At 75.3% G+C, this 13,707-nt stretch carries 15 protein-coding genes and 2 tRNA genes; 7 read left to right on the top strand and 10 right to left on the bottom strand.

Going from position 1 to position 13,707, the window contains the following annotated elements; genetic code table 11:
• Nucleotides 1–34 precede the first annotated feature (34 nt).
• Nucleotides 35–439 (top strand): DnaJ family domain-containing protein, encoded by a 405-nt coding sequence (locus ACZ5NJ_RS01310; protein ID WP_468761400.1) that lies wholly within the window; start codon nt 35–37, stop codon nt 437–439.
• Here the strand turns inward: ACZ5NJ_RS01310 and ACZ5NJ_RS01305 are convergent.
• Nucleotides 436–996, bottom strand: coding sequence for an HIT family protein (locus tag ACZ5NJ_RS01305; protein ID WP_468761398.1), 561 nt, complete (start codon nt 994–996; stop codon nt 436–438). The genes ACZ5NJ_RS01310 and ACZ5NJ_RS01305 overlap by 4 nt on opposite strands.
• A 70-nt stretch (nt 997–1,066) precedes the next feature.
• Entirely contained in the window at nt 1,067–3,043 is a 1,977-nt protein-coding gene (gene thrS / locus ACZ5NJ_RS01300; RefSeq protein WP_468761396.1) for a threonine--tRNA ligase, read from the bottom strand.
• A 534-nt stretch (nt 3,044–3,577) separates the two neighbouring features.
• Between thrS and ACZ5NJ_RS01295 the strand changes: the two genes are divergently transcribed.
• Both ACZ5NJ_RS01295 and ACZ5NJ_RS01290 read left to right on the top strand, forming a co-directional pair.
• Complete coding sequence (locus ACZ5NJ_RS01295; protein WP_468761394.1) at nt 3,578–4,048, top strand: GNAT family N-acetyltransferase; 471 nt, start codon at nt 3,578–3,580, stop codon at nt 4,046–4,048.
• A gap of 154 nt (nt 4,049–4,202) precedes the next feature.
• Nucleotides 4,203–4,868, top strand: coding sequence for a hypothetical protein (locus ACZ5NJ_RS01290; protein ID WP_468761392.1), 666 nt, complete (start codon nt 4,203–4,205; stop codon nt 4,866–4,868).
• A 24-nt stretch (nt 4,869–4,892) separates the two neighbouring features.
• Here the strand turns inward: ACZ5NJ_RS01290 and ACZ5NJ_RS01285 are convergent, their stop codons facing one another.
• Both ACZ5NJ_RS01285 and ACZ5NJ_RS01280 read right to left on the bottom strand, forming a co-directional pair.
• The gene (locus ACZ5NJ_RS01285; protein ID WP_468761390.1) at nt 4,893–6,107 is read right to left on the bottom strand and encodes a hypothetical protein; all 1,215 of its coding nucleotides are present in this window, start codon (nt 6,105–6,107) and stop codon (nt 4,893–4,895) included.
• A complete protein-coding gene (locus ACZ5NJ_RS01280; RefSeq protein WP_468761388.1) occupies nt 6,107–6,685 on the bottom strand; it encodes a DUF4365 domain-containing protein in 579 nt (192 codons plus the stop codon). Before ACZ5NJ_RS01280 ends, ACZ5NJ_RS01285 begins: the two co-directional genes overlap by 1 nt.
• Nucleotides 6,686–6,920: 235 nt before the next feature.
• Between ACZ5NJ_RS01280 and ACZ5NJ_RS01275 the strand changes: the two genes are divergently transcribed.
• Nucleotides 6,921–7,646 carry an exonuclease domain-containing protein gene (locus ACZ5NJ_RS01275; protein WP_468761386.1) on the top strand — a complete coding sequence of 242 codons (726 nt, stop codon included), beginning with the start codon at nt 6,921–6,923 and terminating at the stop codon, nt 7,644–7,646.
• 98 nt (nt 7,647–7,744) lie between these two features.
• On the opposite strand, the gene ACZ5NJ_RS01270 is transcribed toward ACZ5NJ_RS01275, so the two are convergent.
• Both ACZ5NJ_RS01270 and ACZ5NJ_RS01265 read right to left on the bottom strand, forming a co-directional pair.
• A tRNA-Val gene (locus tag ACZ5NJ_RS01270) sits at nt 7,745–7,816 on the bottom strand.
• Nucleotides 7,817–7,854: 38 nt separating this feature from the next.
• On the bottom strand, nt 7,855–8,328 hold the full coding sequence (locus ACZ5NJ_RS01265) for an SRPBCC family protein (RefSeq protein WP_468761384.1): 474 nt from the start codon (nt 8,326–8,328) through the stop codon (nt 7,855–7,857).
• Between the two features lie 162 nt (nt 8,329–8,490).
• On the opposite strand from ACZ5NJ_RS01265, the gene ACZ5NJ_RS01260 reads away from it, so the two are divergent.
• On the top strand, nt 8,491–10,908 hold the full coding sequence (locus ACZ5NJ_RS01260) for an SCO7613 C-terminal domain-containing membrane protein (RefSeq protein WP_468761382.1): 2,418 nt from the start codon (nt 8,491–8,493) through the stop codon (nt 10,906–10,908).
• A gap of 73 nt (nt 10,909–10,981) precedes the next feature.
• Here the strand turns inward: ACZ5NJ_RS01260 and ACZ5NJ_RS01255 are convergent.
• A tRNA-Val gene (locus ACZ5NJ_RS01255) sits at nt 10,982–11,053 on the bottom strand.
• Between the two features lie 57 nt (nt 11,054–11,110).
• Nucleotides 11,111–11,575, bottom strand: a complete 465-nt coding sequence (locus tag ACZ5NJ_RS01250; RefSeq protein ID WP_468761380.1) for a TIGR02611 family protein — start codon at nt 11,573–11,575, stop codon at nt 11,111–11,113.
• A gap of 177 nt (nt 11,576–11,752) precedes the next feature.
• Between ACZ5NJ_RS01250 and ACZ5NJ_RS01245 the strand changes: the two genes are divergently transcribed.
• Together ACZ5NJ_RS01245 and ACZ5NJ_RS01240 are read left to right on the top strand one after the other, a co-directional pair.
• Nucleotides 11,753–12,166, top strand: coding sequence for an SsgA family sporulation/cell division regulator (locus ACZ5NJ_RS01245; protein ID WP_030011909.1), 414 nt, complete (start codon nt 11,753–11,755; stop codon nt 12,164–12,166).
• A gap of 216 nt (nt 12,167–12,382) precedes the next feature.
• Complete coding sequence (locus ACZ5NJ_RS01240; protein ID WP_468761378.1) at nt 12,383–13,012, top strand: CGNR zinc finger domain-containing protein; 630 nt, start codon at nt 12,383–12,385, stop codon at nt 13,010–13,012.
• On the opposite strand, the gene ACZ5NJ_RS01235 is transcribed toward ACZ5NJ_RS01240, so the two are convergent.
• A complete protein-coding gene (locus tag ACZ5NJ_RS01235; RefSeq protein WP_468761376.1) occupies nt 12,968–13,168 on the bottom strand; it encodes a hypothetical protein in 201 nt (66 codons plus the stop codon). The genes ACZ5NJ_RS01240 and ACZ5NJ_RS01235 overlap by 45 nt on opposite strands.
• 131 nt (nt 13,169–13,299) lie before the next feature.
• A complete protein-coding gene (locus tag ACZ5NJ_RS01230; protein ID WP_468761374.1) occupies nt 13,300–13,707 on the bottom strand; it encodes a hypothetical protein in 408 nt (135 codons plus the stop codon).

Below are 13,707 nucleotides of genomic sequence, written 5' to 3'. Positions count from 1 at the left end.
GGGTCGTCCGGACCGCCCCCGGGGAGGTGCCGCCGTGACCGAGCGCAAGCCGCCCGGGGTCGGCTTCGAGTCCTTCGTGGACCGGCAGATCAGGGAGGCCGCCGACCGGGGCGACTTCGCCCGGCTGCCGGGCCTCGGCAAGCCGCTGGCCTCTCTGGACGCCCCGTACGACGAACTGTGGTGGATCAAGGGGAAGCTGCACCGCGAGGGCTTTTCCCCGCTGCCGCCCGCGCTGGCCCTGCGCAAGGAGGCCGAGGACGCCCACGAGGCGGCCCTGGCGGCCCCGACCGAACTCCGGGCCCGGGCGGTCCTGACGGAGGTCAACGAGAAGATCCGCACCGCCCTGCGCCGCCCCCCGCCGGGCCCGCCGCTGAACCTCGCCGAGTTCGACGTGGAGGCGGTCCTGGCGGAACGGCGTTCCCGCCGCCGCGCCGGTTAGTCGTTCGGCCAGGCGTCGGCGAGCATCTGGCGGGTGTCCGCGAGGAGTTGCGGCAGCACCTTGGTGTGCCCGACGACCGGCATGAAGTTCGTGTCCCCGCCCCAGCGCGGCACGATGTGCTGGTGCAGGTGCGCGGCGATGCCGGCGCCCGCGGCGGCGCCCTGGTTCATGCCGATGTTGAAGCCGTGCGCCCCGGACGCCTTGCGCAGCGCGACCATGGCCCGCTTGGTCAGGTCGGCGAGCTCCGTCGTCTCCGGGCCGTCGAGCTCGGTGTAGTCGGCGACGTGCCGGTACGGGACGACCATCAGGTGGCCGCCGTTGTACGGGTAGAGGTTCAGCACGGCGTAGACGTGCTTCCCCCGCGCCACGACGAGGCCGTCCTGGTCGGACATCTCCGGAATCCCGCAGAAGGGACAGCCGTCCCCGGCCTCGGGGCCGGTCGGCTTGTTCTCGCCCTGGATGTAGGCCATCCGGTGGGGCGTCCACAGACGCTGGAACGCGTCCTGCGTGCCCACACCGATCTGCTGCTCCGGCTCAATCGTCATAGGACGCAGCATATGACCTTGCCCGGAGGAACGAGGAAGGCCCCCGGAAAGTGATCACTTCCCGGGGGCCTCCTGTGGTGCGTCAGACCTGGACGCGGTCCGCGACGACCTTGGCCAGCTTCGCCAGCGCCTCGTCCTTCGCGATGCCGTTCTCCTGCGAACCGTCGCGGTAGCGGAAGGAGACGGTGCCCGCGGCCATGTCCTCGTCACCGACGATGATCATGAAGGGGACCTTGAGCTTCTGGTGGTTGCGGATCTTCTTCTGCATGCGGTCCGAGGAGGCGTCCACCTCGACCCGAAGACCCTGCTTCTTCGCCGCGGCGGCGAACTCCTGGAGGTACTCCACGTGCCCGTCGCCGATCGGGATGCCGACCGCCTGGACCGGGGCCAGCCACGGCGGCATGGCGCCCGCGTAGTGCTCCAGCAGCACCGCGAAGAACCGCTCGATCGAGCCGAACAGCGCGCGGTGGATCATGACCGGGCGCTGGCGGGAGCCGTCGGGGGCGGTGTACTCCAGGTTGAACCGCTCCGGCAGGTTGAAGTCCAGCTGGACGGTCGACATCTGCCAGGTGCGGCCGATGGCGTCGCGCGCCTGCACGGAGATCTTCGGGCCGTAGAACGCGGCGCCGCCCGGGTCGGGGGTCAGCGGGAGGCCCTGCTTCTCGGCGACCTGCTGGAGGACCGCGGTGGCCTCCTCCCAGGCCTCGTCCGAGCCGACGAACTTCTCCGGGTCCTTGGTGGACAGCTCCAGGTAGAAGTCGGTCAGACCGTAGTCGCGCAGCAGGTTCAGCACGAAGGTGAGGGTGCGGTCGAGCTCCTCGGCCATCTGCTCACGGGTGCAGTAGATGTGCGCGTCGTCCTGGGTGAAGCCGCGGGCCCGGGTCAGGCCGTGGACCACGCCGGACTTCTCGTACCGGTACACGGTGCCGAACTCGAACAGGCGCAGCGGCAGCTCACGGTAGGAGCGCCCGCGCGCGTCGAAGATCAGGTTGTGCATCGGGCAGTTCATGGGCTTGAGGTAGTAGTCGGTACCACCGTCGAGCTGCATGGGGGGGTACATGCCCTCCGCGTACCAGTCCAGGTGGCCGCTCCTCTCGAAGAGGGCGCCCTTGGTGGCGTGCGGGGAGTAGACGAACTCGTAGCCCTCCTCCTCGTGCCGGCGGCGCGAGTAGTCCTCCATGGTCCGGCGGATGATGCCGCCGCGCGGGTGGAAGACGGCGAGGCCGGAGCCGATCTCGTCCGGGACGGAGAAGAGGTCGAGCTCGTTGCCGAGCTTGCGGTGGTCGCGCTTCTCGGCCTCGGCGAGGAAGTCGAGGTGGGCCTTCAGCTCCTCCTTCGACGGCCACGCGGTGCCGTAGATGCGCTGGAGCATCGGGTTCTTCTCGCTGCCGCGCCAGTACGCCGCGGCGTTGCGCATCAGCTTGAACGCCGGGATGTTGCGGGTGGTGGGCAGGTGGGGACCGCGGCAGAGGTCCTTCCAGCACAGCTCGCCGGTCTTGGCGTCGAGGTTGTCGTAGATGGTCAGCTCGCCGCCGCCCACCTCGACGTTCGCACCGTCGTCGGTGGACGCGGAGCCCTTGATGCCGATGAGTTCCAGCTTGTACGGCTCGTCCGCGAGCTCCTCGCGGGCCGCCTCGTCGGAGACCACGCGGCGGGCGAACCGCTGGCCGCGCTTCTGGATCTCCTGCATCTTCTTCTCGATGGCCTTGAGGTCATCGGGGGTGAAGGGGCGGGCCACGTCGAAGTCGTAGTAGAAGCCGTCGCGGACCGGCGGGCCGATGCCCAGCTTGGCCTCGGGGAAGAGCTCCTGCACGGCCTGCGCCATGACGTGCGCGGTGGAGTGGCGCAGGATGTTCAGGCCGTCCTCGGAGGAGATCTCGACCGGCTCGACGGTCTCGCCGTCGCGGACCTCGTAGGAGAGGTCCTTCAGCTCGCCCGCGACGCGCGCGGCGACGACGGTGCGCTCGCCGGTGAACAGCTCGGCCGCCGTAGTGCCCGTGGTCACCACGCGCTCGTCCCGCTCGGAATCGCGTTGGATGATCACACGGACGTCTGACACCGGTTTCTCCTGAAGTCTGGGGGCCCTTCCCGGCGGCAGCCGGGCGGGGAACGCGCCGGTGGTCCCGGCGCGTGTGAATCGTACCGAGCGGAGTGGCCGCGCCGCTAAACGGTTATCCCGGCCGCCCCGCCGGCGGTCGTCCGCCCGAGCCGCCCCGGAAGCGGCGCCACGCCCGCACGCGCCACCCCGCCGGCGAAGCCCGCCCCGCGCGGAACGCCCCGCCGAGAGCACCACCAGGCTCCGAGACCGACACCACCCGACCGCGCACCGGGCCCGGCCCCACCCGCGCGGAGGCGGGACGGCCGCACGCACTGATCCGGCTCGGCGAGGCCGGGGGGCGGGCCCGGCCCCCGGAGGACGGCCGCACGGACCGGCCGGGCCGGCCGGAGGCACGGCGGGTCCGCAGCCCGCCCGCCGGGGGAGGCCACGGGCACCGGCCGGCCGTCCCCGAGGGGAAATTCCGCCGCGCTCCGCCGAGGGCGCCGGTAGCGTGTCCGGGCCGTGTCCGCGTCGCCCCGAAGGGACCCCTCCCGCATGCCGAGCACCCTCGTACGTCCGCTGGACCTTGCCGACGGGGCCACCGCCGCCGCCGTGCACCGGATCGGGCGGGCCGCGTATGCGGTGGAGGCGGAGCTGATCGGGTTCGACGGGATCCCCGCGCTGGGCGAGAGCCTTGAGGAGATGCGGGGGCGACCGCTGCGCTGGCTGGGGGCGGTGGCGCCGGACGGGGGCATCGCCGGGTTCCTCGCCTGGGAGGAACCGGAGGCGGGCGGCCCCGTCACCCTCGACCGGCTCTGCGTGGACCCGTCCCGGTTCCGCGGCGGCGTCGCCTCGCTGCTGCTGCGGCACGCGCTGGGGGAACTCTTCCCGGGCCGGACGGTGGAGGTGACGACGGGCGCGGCCAACGCGCCGGCCGTGGCCCTCTACGAACGCCTCGGCTTCGTCCGGGGCGCCGACTTCTCCCCCGTCCCGGGCCTGCGGATGGCCTCGTTCACGCACGGATAGACCGCTCCGCGGAAGCGCCCCGCCGCGGAAGGCCACCGCCCCGGCAGCGTCCCACCGCACCGGAACGCCCCGGCCGGTTCCCCGGGGAACCGGTTCGGTGGCGGGGGCGTCTCAGGGGCGTCCGGAGCAGGGCCGTCCAGGGGATCGAGGGACCATGCGCCGTACCGCCGTCGCGCTCGCCTGTCTCGCCACCGTCACCGCCGGGCTGGTCGGAGGCTGCGGCAGCGCCGCCTCCGGACCGGTGGCACCCGCGCCGCTCCCGCCGTCCGGGGCCGCGCCCGTCTGCCGGGGCCTCGACCGCTCGGCGACCGCCGCGCCCGCCACCGTCGACGGGACCCCCGCCAACACCCCCGAGGCCGCCCGCCTGTCGCAGGCCGTCGGGGCGCAGGGCCGGGGGGCCTTCGCCGACGTCTACGGGAGCCACGTCACGGACCAGCCGCCCGGCCGGGTCGCGCTGTGCGTCACCGACCTCGGCCGGGGGCGGCAGCTGCTGGAGGCCGCCCGGAAGGCGGATCCGGCCGTCGATCCGGGCCGCGCGGACCTCTACCTGTGCCGCTACACCCGGCGCGCGCTGAACGAGGCCGTCGCCCGGCTGACCGCCGACCCGGCCCGCCCGGCGTTCCCGGTGTACAGCTTCTCCGCGGCGTCGGACGCCTCCGGGGTCGTCGTGACGAGCACCGCCGAGGGCGTCGCCTCGAAGGAGCTGAAGGCCCACCTGGAGCGGCTCACCGGCGGCGTCCCCGTCACCGTCGAACGGGGCGACCCCGTCACCGCCGCGGTGGGCGGCCCGGCCGCGCACACCGGCGACCCGACCCCGTGAACACGGGACACGGGCCGTGCGCGGTCAGTCGTCCGACGGCAGGACGTCCTCCGGGTCGAAGGCCGCGTCCAGGGACTTCATCAGCCGGTCCCGCTCCACCTCGTCCAGCGGGACCGGCACCACGTCCGAGGTGTCCGTCAGCCGGCGGAAGCCGCCGCGCCGCGAGAGCCGGCCGCTGACGCGGACCGGGAGCCCCGCCAGGTGGGCGTGGACCGCCGTCCGGTACGCCTCCTCCCCCAGCGCGGCCCTTACGTAAGGGACCTCCGCGCCCGCCAGCACGCGCAGCCGGACCGTCCCCCCGCCGCCCGCCGCGGCCCTGCGCATCCGCACCACCGCCCCCGCGAGCCGTACGGAGACGGCCGGCTCGGACCGGGTGTAGCGGGCGGAGGCCTCGCGCAGCACGGGCAGGTCGCCGGGCGAGAACTCCACCGGTTCCGGCCGGGCCGCGCACCCGGCCGGGACCCCGGCGGCGGGCGCCCAGGCCAGGGCGACCCTCGCCCCCTCCGACCCCTGGACGAGGGCGATCAGCGCGTCGGCGAGCTCCCGGCTGACCCCGGCGGCGACGGCCGCGTCGAAGGCCTCCATGCCACCGGTGGCCCGCCGGTAGTCCACCGCCTCGCGGGCCGCGTGCAGGGCGTGGTGCAGCCGCGTCACCAGCCCCCGCCCGCCGTCCACCGGTACGTAGGCGGCGAGCCGGCGCCCGTCCGGGCCGGGCCCGACCAGCACCTCCTCCAGGGCCCGCTCGGCCTGGGCCCGGTGGCGGGCGCCGTGGTAGCCGGCGCGGGCGCGCTCGGCGAGGGCTCCGGCCAGCAGCAGCCGGCGGGCCGCCGAGCGCAGCCGCTCCTGCGCGGTCCAGGCGGCCTCGCCCCGGAACCCGTACGGCGTCTCGGGGACCTCCCGCTCCCAGCGGACCTCGTCGCTGGGCACGCTCAGCCCGAACAGCACCTCCCGCGCCGACGGCAGACCGCTGCGCGACAGCGCGGTCAGCGCCTCCTCCAGCAGGTCCGCGCAGTCGGGGAAGGTCCGGGTCTCGGGGACGAGCAGGCTGGTCCCGCCCGGGCCGGGCGGGGTCCAGCGCCCGTAGCGGCCCGCCGCCCCGCCGCGCCGCAGCCAGCCGTGGCGGTGCAGCAGCGCGCCCAGGACCCGTGGGTCGACCTGCGCGGGATCGGGGGTGCCGTGGCCCGCGGGCCCCACGGGCGGCAGCGGGAGCGGTTCCAGGCGCGGTGCGTGACGGTCCATCAGGGTGTCCCTCCCGACCCGACCCGGGTCATGATCTCGCACAGCGCCCGGTCGTCGAAGATCCGCGCGGTCGGGATCCGTACGGTGGTCCGGCGCCGGCCGGTCACCGGGTGCCCGGCGAGGTTGGTCCAGTAGCAGCAGTGCCTCAGGTCGAGCCGGTCGTGCCCGGCGCTCAGCCACTGCTCCCGCTCCCGCGGTACGAGCATCACGACGAGGATCTTGTGCACGGCGACCGGGGTGCGGGCCAGCTTCACCAGGTGCTCGTTGTCGAGGGTGAAGCCGAAGGTGGGCCCGGCCGGACGCGGCGGGACCTGGTAGGTCGCCTTCAACTGCACCTTGATGGTGACCTCGTCGTCGACGACGTGCTCGGGCGCGCCGTGGCTGACGTGCCAGTCGATCCCGTTGTCCGGGAACGGCTGGGACAGCGAGCAGCCGGCGGCGGCCGCCACGGCGTGGAGGTAGCCCACCTGGAGGGTCTCCATGCAGGCGGTGGTGGCGAGTGTGCCGCGCAGCGGACCGGGTCTCGCTCCGGTGTCCGCGGCCAGCACCCCGCCCGGTTCGGGCTGCGCGAGCGCCATGGCCGGCTCCCCATGCCTTCCGGGCTCTGCCGTGCGTGTGTGGTGGTGGGAGGAGTTCGGGGTGACGGCCGGTCACGTGTACGACCCCCCGAGGGAGTTGTCTCCGCACCCGGCTCGGCGCAAACGGCGTACGGGGCAAACAGCCCGGGTATCACGGAATCGGCGGGGGCGGCAGGTCCCGGGGCGGTGGCGCCCGGTAACGCCCCGTCTGCCGATCGGGGACGAGGAGTTCGCCATGACACGCTGGTACGAGGGGCCGTTGGCCGCCTTCGACACGGAGACCACCGGGGTGGACGTCGAGCAGGACCGGATCGTGTCCGCCGCGCTCGTCGTCCAGGAGTGTGCGGGCGGCCGGGTCCGCGCCACGCGCTGGCTGGTCAATCCCGGTATCCCGGTGCCCCGGGGCGCCACGGAAGTGCACGGCCTGACCGACGAGCACCTCCAGCGGCACGGCCGCTGGCCGGCGCCCGTGGTCGAGGAGATAGCCCGCGCCCTGAGCGAGCAGCAGGTGGCGGGCCGTCCGGTGGTGGTGATGAACGCGCCGTTCGATCTGACGCTGCTGGACCGGGAGTTGCGCCGGCACCGGGCGTCGTCGCTCGCGCGGTACCTGGACGACCGGCCGTTGACGGTGCTGGACCCGCGGGTGCTGGACAAGCACCTGGACCGCTACCGCAAGGGCCGCCGGACGCTGACCGACCTGTGCGCGCACTACGGGATAGAGCTGGAGGGCGCGCACGACGCCTCGGCGGACGCGATGGCCTCGCTGGAGCTGGTACGGGCGGTGGGGCGCCGGTTCGCGGCGCGGCTGGAGCGGCTGACCCCGGCGGAGCTGCACCAGCTCCAGGCGGTGTGGCACGCGGCGCAGGCGCGCGGTCTCCAGGCATGGTTCGCGCGGCAGGGCACCCCGGAGGCGGTGGATCCGCACTGGCCGCTGCGCCCGGAGGTCCCGGCGGCGGCCTGAGCGGAGCCGTGCGGCCGGGGCCCTGCGGACGGGGCCGCCGGAGGGGGCCGTGGAATGCGGAAGGCCGGTCCGTCATCAGACGGACCGGCCTGTCCCGGTGGGCGATACTGGGATCGAACCAGTGACCCCTTCGGTGTGAACGAAGTGCTCTCCCGCTGAGCTAATCGCCCGGGAACGCACTGAACAATACAAGAGCCTCGGGGTCTGTTCAAACCGCTTCAGGCGGAGCGGTCAGCCGGGCGGCGAGCCCGCGCCGTCCGGCGCGCATCATCAGCGCGTGGTTGAGCCGCAGCGCGGGCCGTCCGGCGACCGAGAGCCGCCGCAGCAGCGGGGCCCGCACCTCCACCTCCTGCTCGTACACGGCCCGGGTGCGGCCGGCGGCGGGCCCGCCGCGCGGGCGTACGGTCCACCGCGCCCAGCCGCGGAGGTCCCCGCCGAGCGCCACTTCGAGGACGCCCCGGGAGGGGGCGCGGAGCAGGCCGGTGAGGGTGACGTGGATCTCGTACGGGAGGACGGAGCGGATCACGGCGGTGCCGGAGTCCCCGTCGTCCGGCGCGACCCGGCGGACCTGCGGCCACCAGCCGGGGTAGCGCCCGGGGTCCTCCAGCAGGGAGTAGACGAGGGCGGGCGGGGCGTCGAGGTCCCACACGCTGCGGAAGCGGTAGTGCGTCCAGCGGGCCATGCCTCCAGTGTGGCCCCCCGTGCGGCGACGCCGGGGCGGTTCCCCGCGACGGCCCCCGGGTGGGGGACGGGCGGAGTACGGAGGGGCCCGCGGGGGTACTCAGGGGTGATCTGAGTACGCACGCCCATGCCCTGACGGCGTGACGGGCGCCACACTCCGGCTATGGACACCCCTCTGCCGCCGGCCCGGGAGCTGGCGCTCATCGACGCCGAGCTGGCCCAACTGGACGCCCGGCGGCTGTACTTGCTGACCCGCCGGGACTGGTTGCTGCGGCTGCTGTGGCAGTCGGGCGACGCCCAGGCGGGACCGGTGCCGGGTGCCTTCGGCCCTCCGGGGGCCCCGTTCGCCCCTTCCGCCCCCGCCCCCACCGCCGCGAAGGCCCCTTCCGCCGCGAAGCCGAGTGCGCAGAACGTGCTGCTGGTGCTGGGTGCGGTGCTGCTGACGGTGGCCGCGCTGGCCTTCACGCTGGTCAGCTGGGGTTCCCTGGGCATCGGGGGCCGCTCGGCGGCGCTGGCCGTGGTGACCGCGACGGCGCTGGCGGCGCCCGCGGCGCTGCTGCGGCGGGGGCTGCGTGCGACGGCCGAGGCGGTGGCGGGGGTGGCGCTGGCGCTGACGGTGCTGGACGCGTACGCGGTGCACGCCGTCGCTCTGCCCGGCGGTGACGGCCTGGTCTACGCGGCGTGGGCGGCCGCGGCGCTGGCGGGGCTCTGGGCAGGGTACGGGGCGGTGCTGCGGGGGCTGCGGACGGCCCCGCTGGCCGCGGTGGGCGCGGCGCAGCTGCCGTTGCCGCTGGCGGCGGCCGCGGCGGGGGCGGACCTGACGGGGGCCGGCTGGGCGCTGCTGGCGACGGCCGCGCTGGACGCGGTGCTCGCGGCGGCGGTGGCGCGGCGGGCGGTGCGGGTGGCGGCCCGGGTGGCCGCGGGCGTGCTGGGCGGGTCGGCGCTGGCGGCGGGGCTGGTGGGCTCGGCGGTGGAGCCCGGGGCGGCCGGTCCGGCGCTGCTGCTGGCGGCGGGGGCCCTGCTGGGCGTGGCGGTGGCCTGGCGGGAGCCGCGGGGCGCGGCGGCCGCGGTCGCGGGGGGTCTGGCGGCGGTGTCGGCGGTGGGTGCGCTGGTTCCGGCCGGGTGGGATGCCGTGGGCTGGGCGCTGGCGGCGCGGGTGGCGGCGGGGCTCGCGCTGGTGGCGGCGGTACGGGTGGACGCGCTCCCGGAGCCGGTCCGGCGCGGGCTGGCCGGGGCGGGGGCGGGGGTGGCCGCCCTGGCGGCGCTGGCGGGCCTGCCGGCGGTGCTGCTGGCGGTGGCGGCACGGCTGGCGGTGCCGGGCGAGGTCTGGGCCCCGACGACCCCGCGTCCCGCGACCCCGGGACCGGGTCTGGCGGTGGCCCTGCTGCTGGCGGCCGGGATCTTCGGCCTCCTCCCGCGGGTCCGGCCGGCCGCAGCCGCGGCCGGGGCCGCTCGGGCCGTCGCGGCCGGGGCGGTGGCGGCCCGGTCCGTGGCGGTGGTGTGTGCGTGGGCCGGGTTGTTCGTGGCCGGCGCGGGGGCGGGGCTGCCGGTGGCGGTGGTGCTCCCGGCGGAGGTGGCGGTGACGGTGGCGGCCGGGGTGGTGGCCCTGCGGGCCGGGGAGCCGGCCGTCGCGTGGGCCGCCGGGGCGTGTGCGGCGGTGGGGGCCTGTGGGGTGTCCCTGGCGGCTCTGGACGGCCGTGTGGCCACCGTCGCCGTGTGCGGGGTGCTGGGTGCCGCGGGCGCGCTGGGAGCGGCGTACGGCCCCGCCCGGGCGGCGCTGCGGGGCGCTTGCGCGGTCGCGGCGGTCGGGTACGCGGCCGCGACGGTGGTGGTGCTGGGCGTGCTGGGCGGTCTGCCGGCGGCCTGGCTCGGCGTGGCGGTGCTCGCCGTTCCGACGGTGGTGGTGGCCCTCGGGCCCCGGCTGGGCGCGGTGCGCGTCGCGGCGGAGGGGGCGGCCGCCGGGGCGGGGGTGCTCGCCGCGGCCCTGGCCGCCTGGGATCCGCCGGTGGCGGCCCTGGTGCTCGCGCTGGGCGGGGTGGTGTGCGCGGCGGGGGCGCGGCGGGCCGACCGGCGGCGCCTGGGCGGGGCGGCGTGGGCGCTGGGCGTGGCGGCGGTCTGGGTGCGGCTGGGTGCCTCGGGGGTGGCGGTACCGGAGGCGTACGCGCTGCCGGTGACGGTGCCGGCCCTGGTGGTGGGCCTGCTGCGGCGCCGCCGGGATCCGGGGGCCTCGTCCTGGGCGGCGTACGGGCCGGGGCTGGGGGCGACGCTGCTGCCGAGCCTGGCGGCCGTCTGGGGGGACCCGTACTGGCCGCGCCCGCTGCTGCTGGGTGCGGGGGCGCTCGCGGTCACCCTGGCGGGGGCGCACCGGCGGCTGCGGGCGCCGCTGCTGCTGGGCGGGGTGACCCTGGCGGCGGTGGCGGTGCACGAGCTGGCCCCGTACGTGGTGCAGGTGGCGGGTGTGCTGCCGCGATGGCTGCCGCCGGCCCTGGCGGGCCTGCTGCTGCTCGCGGTGGGGGCGACGTACGAGAGGCGGCTGCGGGAGGCCCGCAGGCTGCGCGCGGCCTTCGGCCGGCTGCGCTGAGGGTCTGCGCCGAGGGCCCGGGAACGACAGCGGCCCCGGAGATCCTGAGGATCTCCGGGGCCGTTGCTCCGGGTGGGCGATACTGGGATCGAACCAGTGACCCCTTCGGTGTGAACGAAGTGCTCTCCCGCTGAGCTAATCGCCCGGGCACACCGCAAACATTACCGCATGTCAGCGGTGCTCCATGACCACCCCGGGGCGATCACTGGTCCTTGAGGTGCCAGGGCAGGGTGAGGCCGTACTTCCAGAGGTAGAAGCCGACCAGCGCGCCCGCGACGACCAGGCCCACGCTCGTCAGGATGATGTTGCGGCGGCGGACCTTCGGGTCGAGGGCCTTCTGCGCGGCCTCGGTGACCTTCCGCTTGGTCCAGCGCAGGACGAGGTGGGCCCAGGCGAACTCGGTGGCCCAGATCGCCAGGCCGGCGAAGATCGCGACCCAGCCCGGTCCGGGCAGGACGAGCATCGCGATGCCGGCGCCGATGACGACCAGGCCGACGACGAAGACGCCGACCTGCCAGCTGAGGTGCAGGCTGCGGTTGGCCTTGATGAAGGCGGGCGCCTTCGAGACGTGCGGCGCCTCCTCGGCGGCCGCGCGGTCCGTCCCCGTCCCGGTACCGGTACCGTCCGTAGCGGATTCATGGGATCCGCGATCACTCCCCGTATGCATGGGGGCGAATCTACCGGAGGCCGAAGCACACGTGAATGCCGGTTTGGATCCGCCGTCCGAGGGACCCAGAGGTCCGCAAAACGGTCAGAGGGGTTTACAACGGCACCGTAGGTGGCATGTCGATTTCGCCGACGTGCGAATCCCCGAGCGCACACTGAGCGAAAGGCCCTGGCGCTTATGAACACCACGGTCAGCTGCGAGCTGCACCTGCGCCTCGTTGTGTCGAGCGAGTCCTCACTGCCTGTTCCGGCGGGCCTGCGGTATGACACGGCCGATCCCTACGCCGTGCACGCCACCTTCCACACCGGCGCCGAGGAGACGGTCGAATGGGTGTTCGCCCGCGACCTCCTCGCCGAGGGCCTCCACCGGCCTACCGGTACCGGCGACGTCCGCGTCTGGCCGTCCCGCAGCCATGGTCAGGGCGTCGTCTGCATCGCCCTGAGCTCACCGGAGGGAGAAGCTCTGCTGGAAGCGCCCGCCCGAGCCCTGGAGTCGTTCCTGAAGCGCACGGACGCCGCGGTCCCGCCCGGGACCGAGCACCGGCACTTCGACCTCGACAAGGAGCTCTCCCACATCCTGGCCGAAAGCTGAGCCAGGCCTCCGGCCGCCCGGCACCGTCCGACTCGGGGCGACGGTGCCGCACGGACAACCCCATACGGCACGACCGGCGCTGTCCCCGCGGGAGCCACCCGCGGAGGCGGCGCCGGTGTGCTGTCCGGGCACCCTGTTGACGCCAACCGCTAGAGTCGGCCCCCAGCGGCGGCAGCGGCCCGTCGCCGCCAGGCCGGCCTCCAGGGAGCGACCCCCGTGCAGATCCCCCACGACACCCGTCGCGCGCTCGACGTCGTCGTCGCGCTGGTCAACACCGCGGCCGAGCCGGACCAGGCCGACGGGCTGGCCGACGTCGCCGCGCTCCACGGCTTCGTCAAGGAACACGCGATCAGCGACGTCGGCGAGCTGGGCGCCCGCGACCTCGCCGGGGTCCGGACGGTACGGGGCAAGTTCGCGCAGGTCTTCGCGGCACCGAACTCGCGTGCGGCGGCCGCACTGATCAACGAGCTGGTGGCCACCGCCGGCACCACCCCGCAGCTGACCGACCACGACGGCTACGACTGGCACGTGCACTACTTCGCGCCGGGCGCCTCGGTGGGCGACCACCTGGCGGCGGACGGCGGCATGGCCCTGGCCTTCATCGTGGTCTCCGGCGAGCAGGAGCGGCTGCGCCGCTGCGAGGCCCCGGACTGCCGACGGGCCTTCGTGGACCTCTCCCGCAACCGCTCGCGCCGCTACTGCGACAGCCGCACCTGCGGGAACCGGCTGCACGTGGCCGCGTACCGGGCGCGCCGCAAGGGCGCCGACAGCCATCCGGAGGGCGCCGGCCCGGAGCGCGCCTCAGAGCAGGTAGAGATCGTGCACGGCGGCGAGCAGCAGCAGTAGGCCGACCACCGCCAGGAAGATCATCAGCGGCGGCTGGGAGAGGGCGAAGAGACAGCCGCGCGCTTCGGGCGGCCCGAGGGGCGCGGGGGCCTGGGCGGCGGGGGCCTCGGCGACGGGGACGGGAGCCGGCGGCTCACCCTGCGATGTGTCGAGCATGTCGGGGTGATGATCGCGCAGCGGACGCCCCGAAAACCCCCCACACGCCATGGTTCACGCGGTAGTTCGCCGTCTCTCCCCACTTCGGGTGGTTTCCCCGGGGTTCTCCCCCGCGCTCTCCCGGCGGTGCGCTAGATGCCGTGCTTCTTCAGGATGGCCTCGATGTCGGAGAAGTCCTCCGCCGGGGCGCTCCGGGGTGTCGGGGACGGGCCGGTGGCGCCGCCTCCGAGGGCGGGCGCGGAGGCGTCCGGGCTGACGGCGCGCGGGGACTTCGCGGGCCCTCCCGCGCGGCGCTCGACGGCCCGGGTGGCCGTGAGCAGCACCCACGCCAGGGCGAGCAGCCCGAAGCCCGCCCACACCGTCGGCCTGAGGACGATCCCGGAGAGCCACGCCACCACGCCGGTCAGCACCAGCCCGAGGGGAACCAGCGCGTACGCGGCGATCCGCGCGGCCTTCAGGAAGCGCCTGCGGTAGGCGGTCACGGCGGCGGTGCCCAGGCCCGCCGCGGCCACCGCGGAACAGATGGTCTCGGCGAGCAT

The organism is Streptomyces sp. NPDC032091, assembly GCF_055580265.1.
Note: the sequence above shows the minus strand (reverse complement) of the source record. Positions and strands in the feature narration are given on the sequence as shown.

What these genes read in the sequence shown, in the direction of transcription:
- ACZ5NJ_RS01295 (WP_468761394.1), top strand. Translation starts at nt 3,578, where the DNA reads ATGCCGAGCACCCTCGTACGTCCGCTGGACCTTGCCGACGGGGCCACC.
- ACZ5NJ_RS01245 (WP_030011909.1), top strand. Translation starts at nt 11,753, where the DNA reads ATGAACACCACGGTCAGCTGCGAGCTGCACCTGCGCCTCGTTGTGTCG.
- ACZ5NJ_RS01230 (WP_468761374.1), bottom strand. Translation starts at nt 13,707, where the DNA reads ATGCTCGCCGAGACCATCTGTTCCGCGGTGGCCGCGGCGGGCCTGGGC.
- ACZ5NJ_RS01280 (WP_468761388.1), bottom strand. Translation starts at nt 6,685, where the DNA reads ATGGCGCTCGCGCAGCCCGAACCGGGCGGGGTGCTGGCCGCGGACACC.
- ACZ5NJ_RS01275 (WP_468761386.1), top strand. Translation starts at nt 6,921, where the DNA reads ATGACACGCTGGTACGAGGGGCCGTTGGCCGCCTTCGACACGGAGACC.
- ACZ5NJ_RS01305 (WP_468761398.1), bottom strand. Translation starts at nt 996, where the DNA reads ATGCTGCGTCCTATGACGATTGAGCCGGAGCAGCAGATCGGTGTGGGC.
- ACZ5NJ_RS01235 (WP_468761376.1), bottom strand. Translation starts at nt 13,168, where the DNA reads ATGCTCGACACATCGCAGGGTGAGCCGCCGGCTCCCGTCCCCGTCGCC.
- ACZ5NJ_RS01285 (WP_468761390.1), bottom strand. Translation starts at nt 6,107, where the DNA reads ATGGACCGTCACGCACCGCGCCTGGAACCGCTCCCGCTGCCGCCCGTG.
- ACZ5NJ_RS01290 (WP_468761392.1), top strand. Translation starts at nt 4,203, where the DNA reads ATGCGCCGTACCGCCGTCGCGCTCGCCTGTCTCGCCACCGTCACCGCC.
- ACZ5NJ_RS01260 (WP_468761382.1), top strand. Translation starts at nt 8,491, where the DNA reads ATGGACACCCCTCTGCCGCCGGCCCGGGAGCTGGCGCTCATCGACGCC.
- ACZ5NJ_RS01265 (WP_468761384.1), bottom strand. Translation starts at nt 8,328, where the DNA reads ATGGCCCGCTGGACGCACTACCGCTTCCGCAGCGTGTGGGACCTCGAC.
- ACZ5NJ_RS01250 (WP_468761380.1), bottom strand. Translation starts at nt 11,575, where the DNA reads ATGCATACGGGGAGTGATCGCGGATCCCATGAATCCGCTACGGACGGT.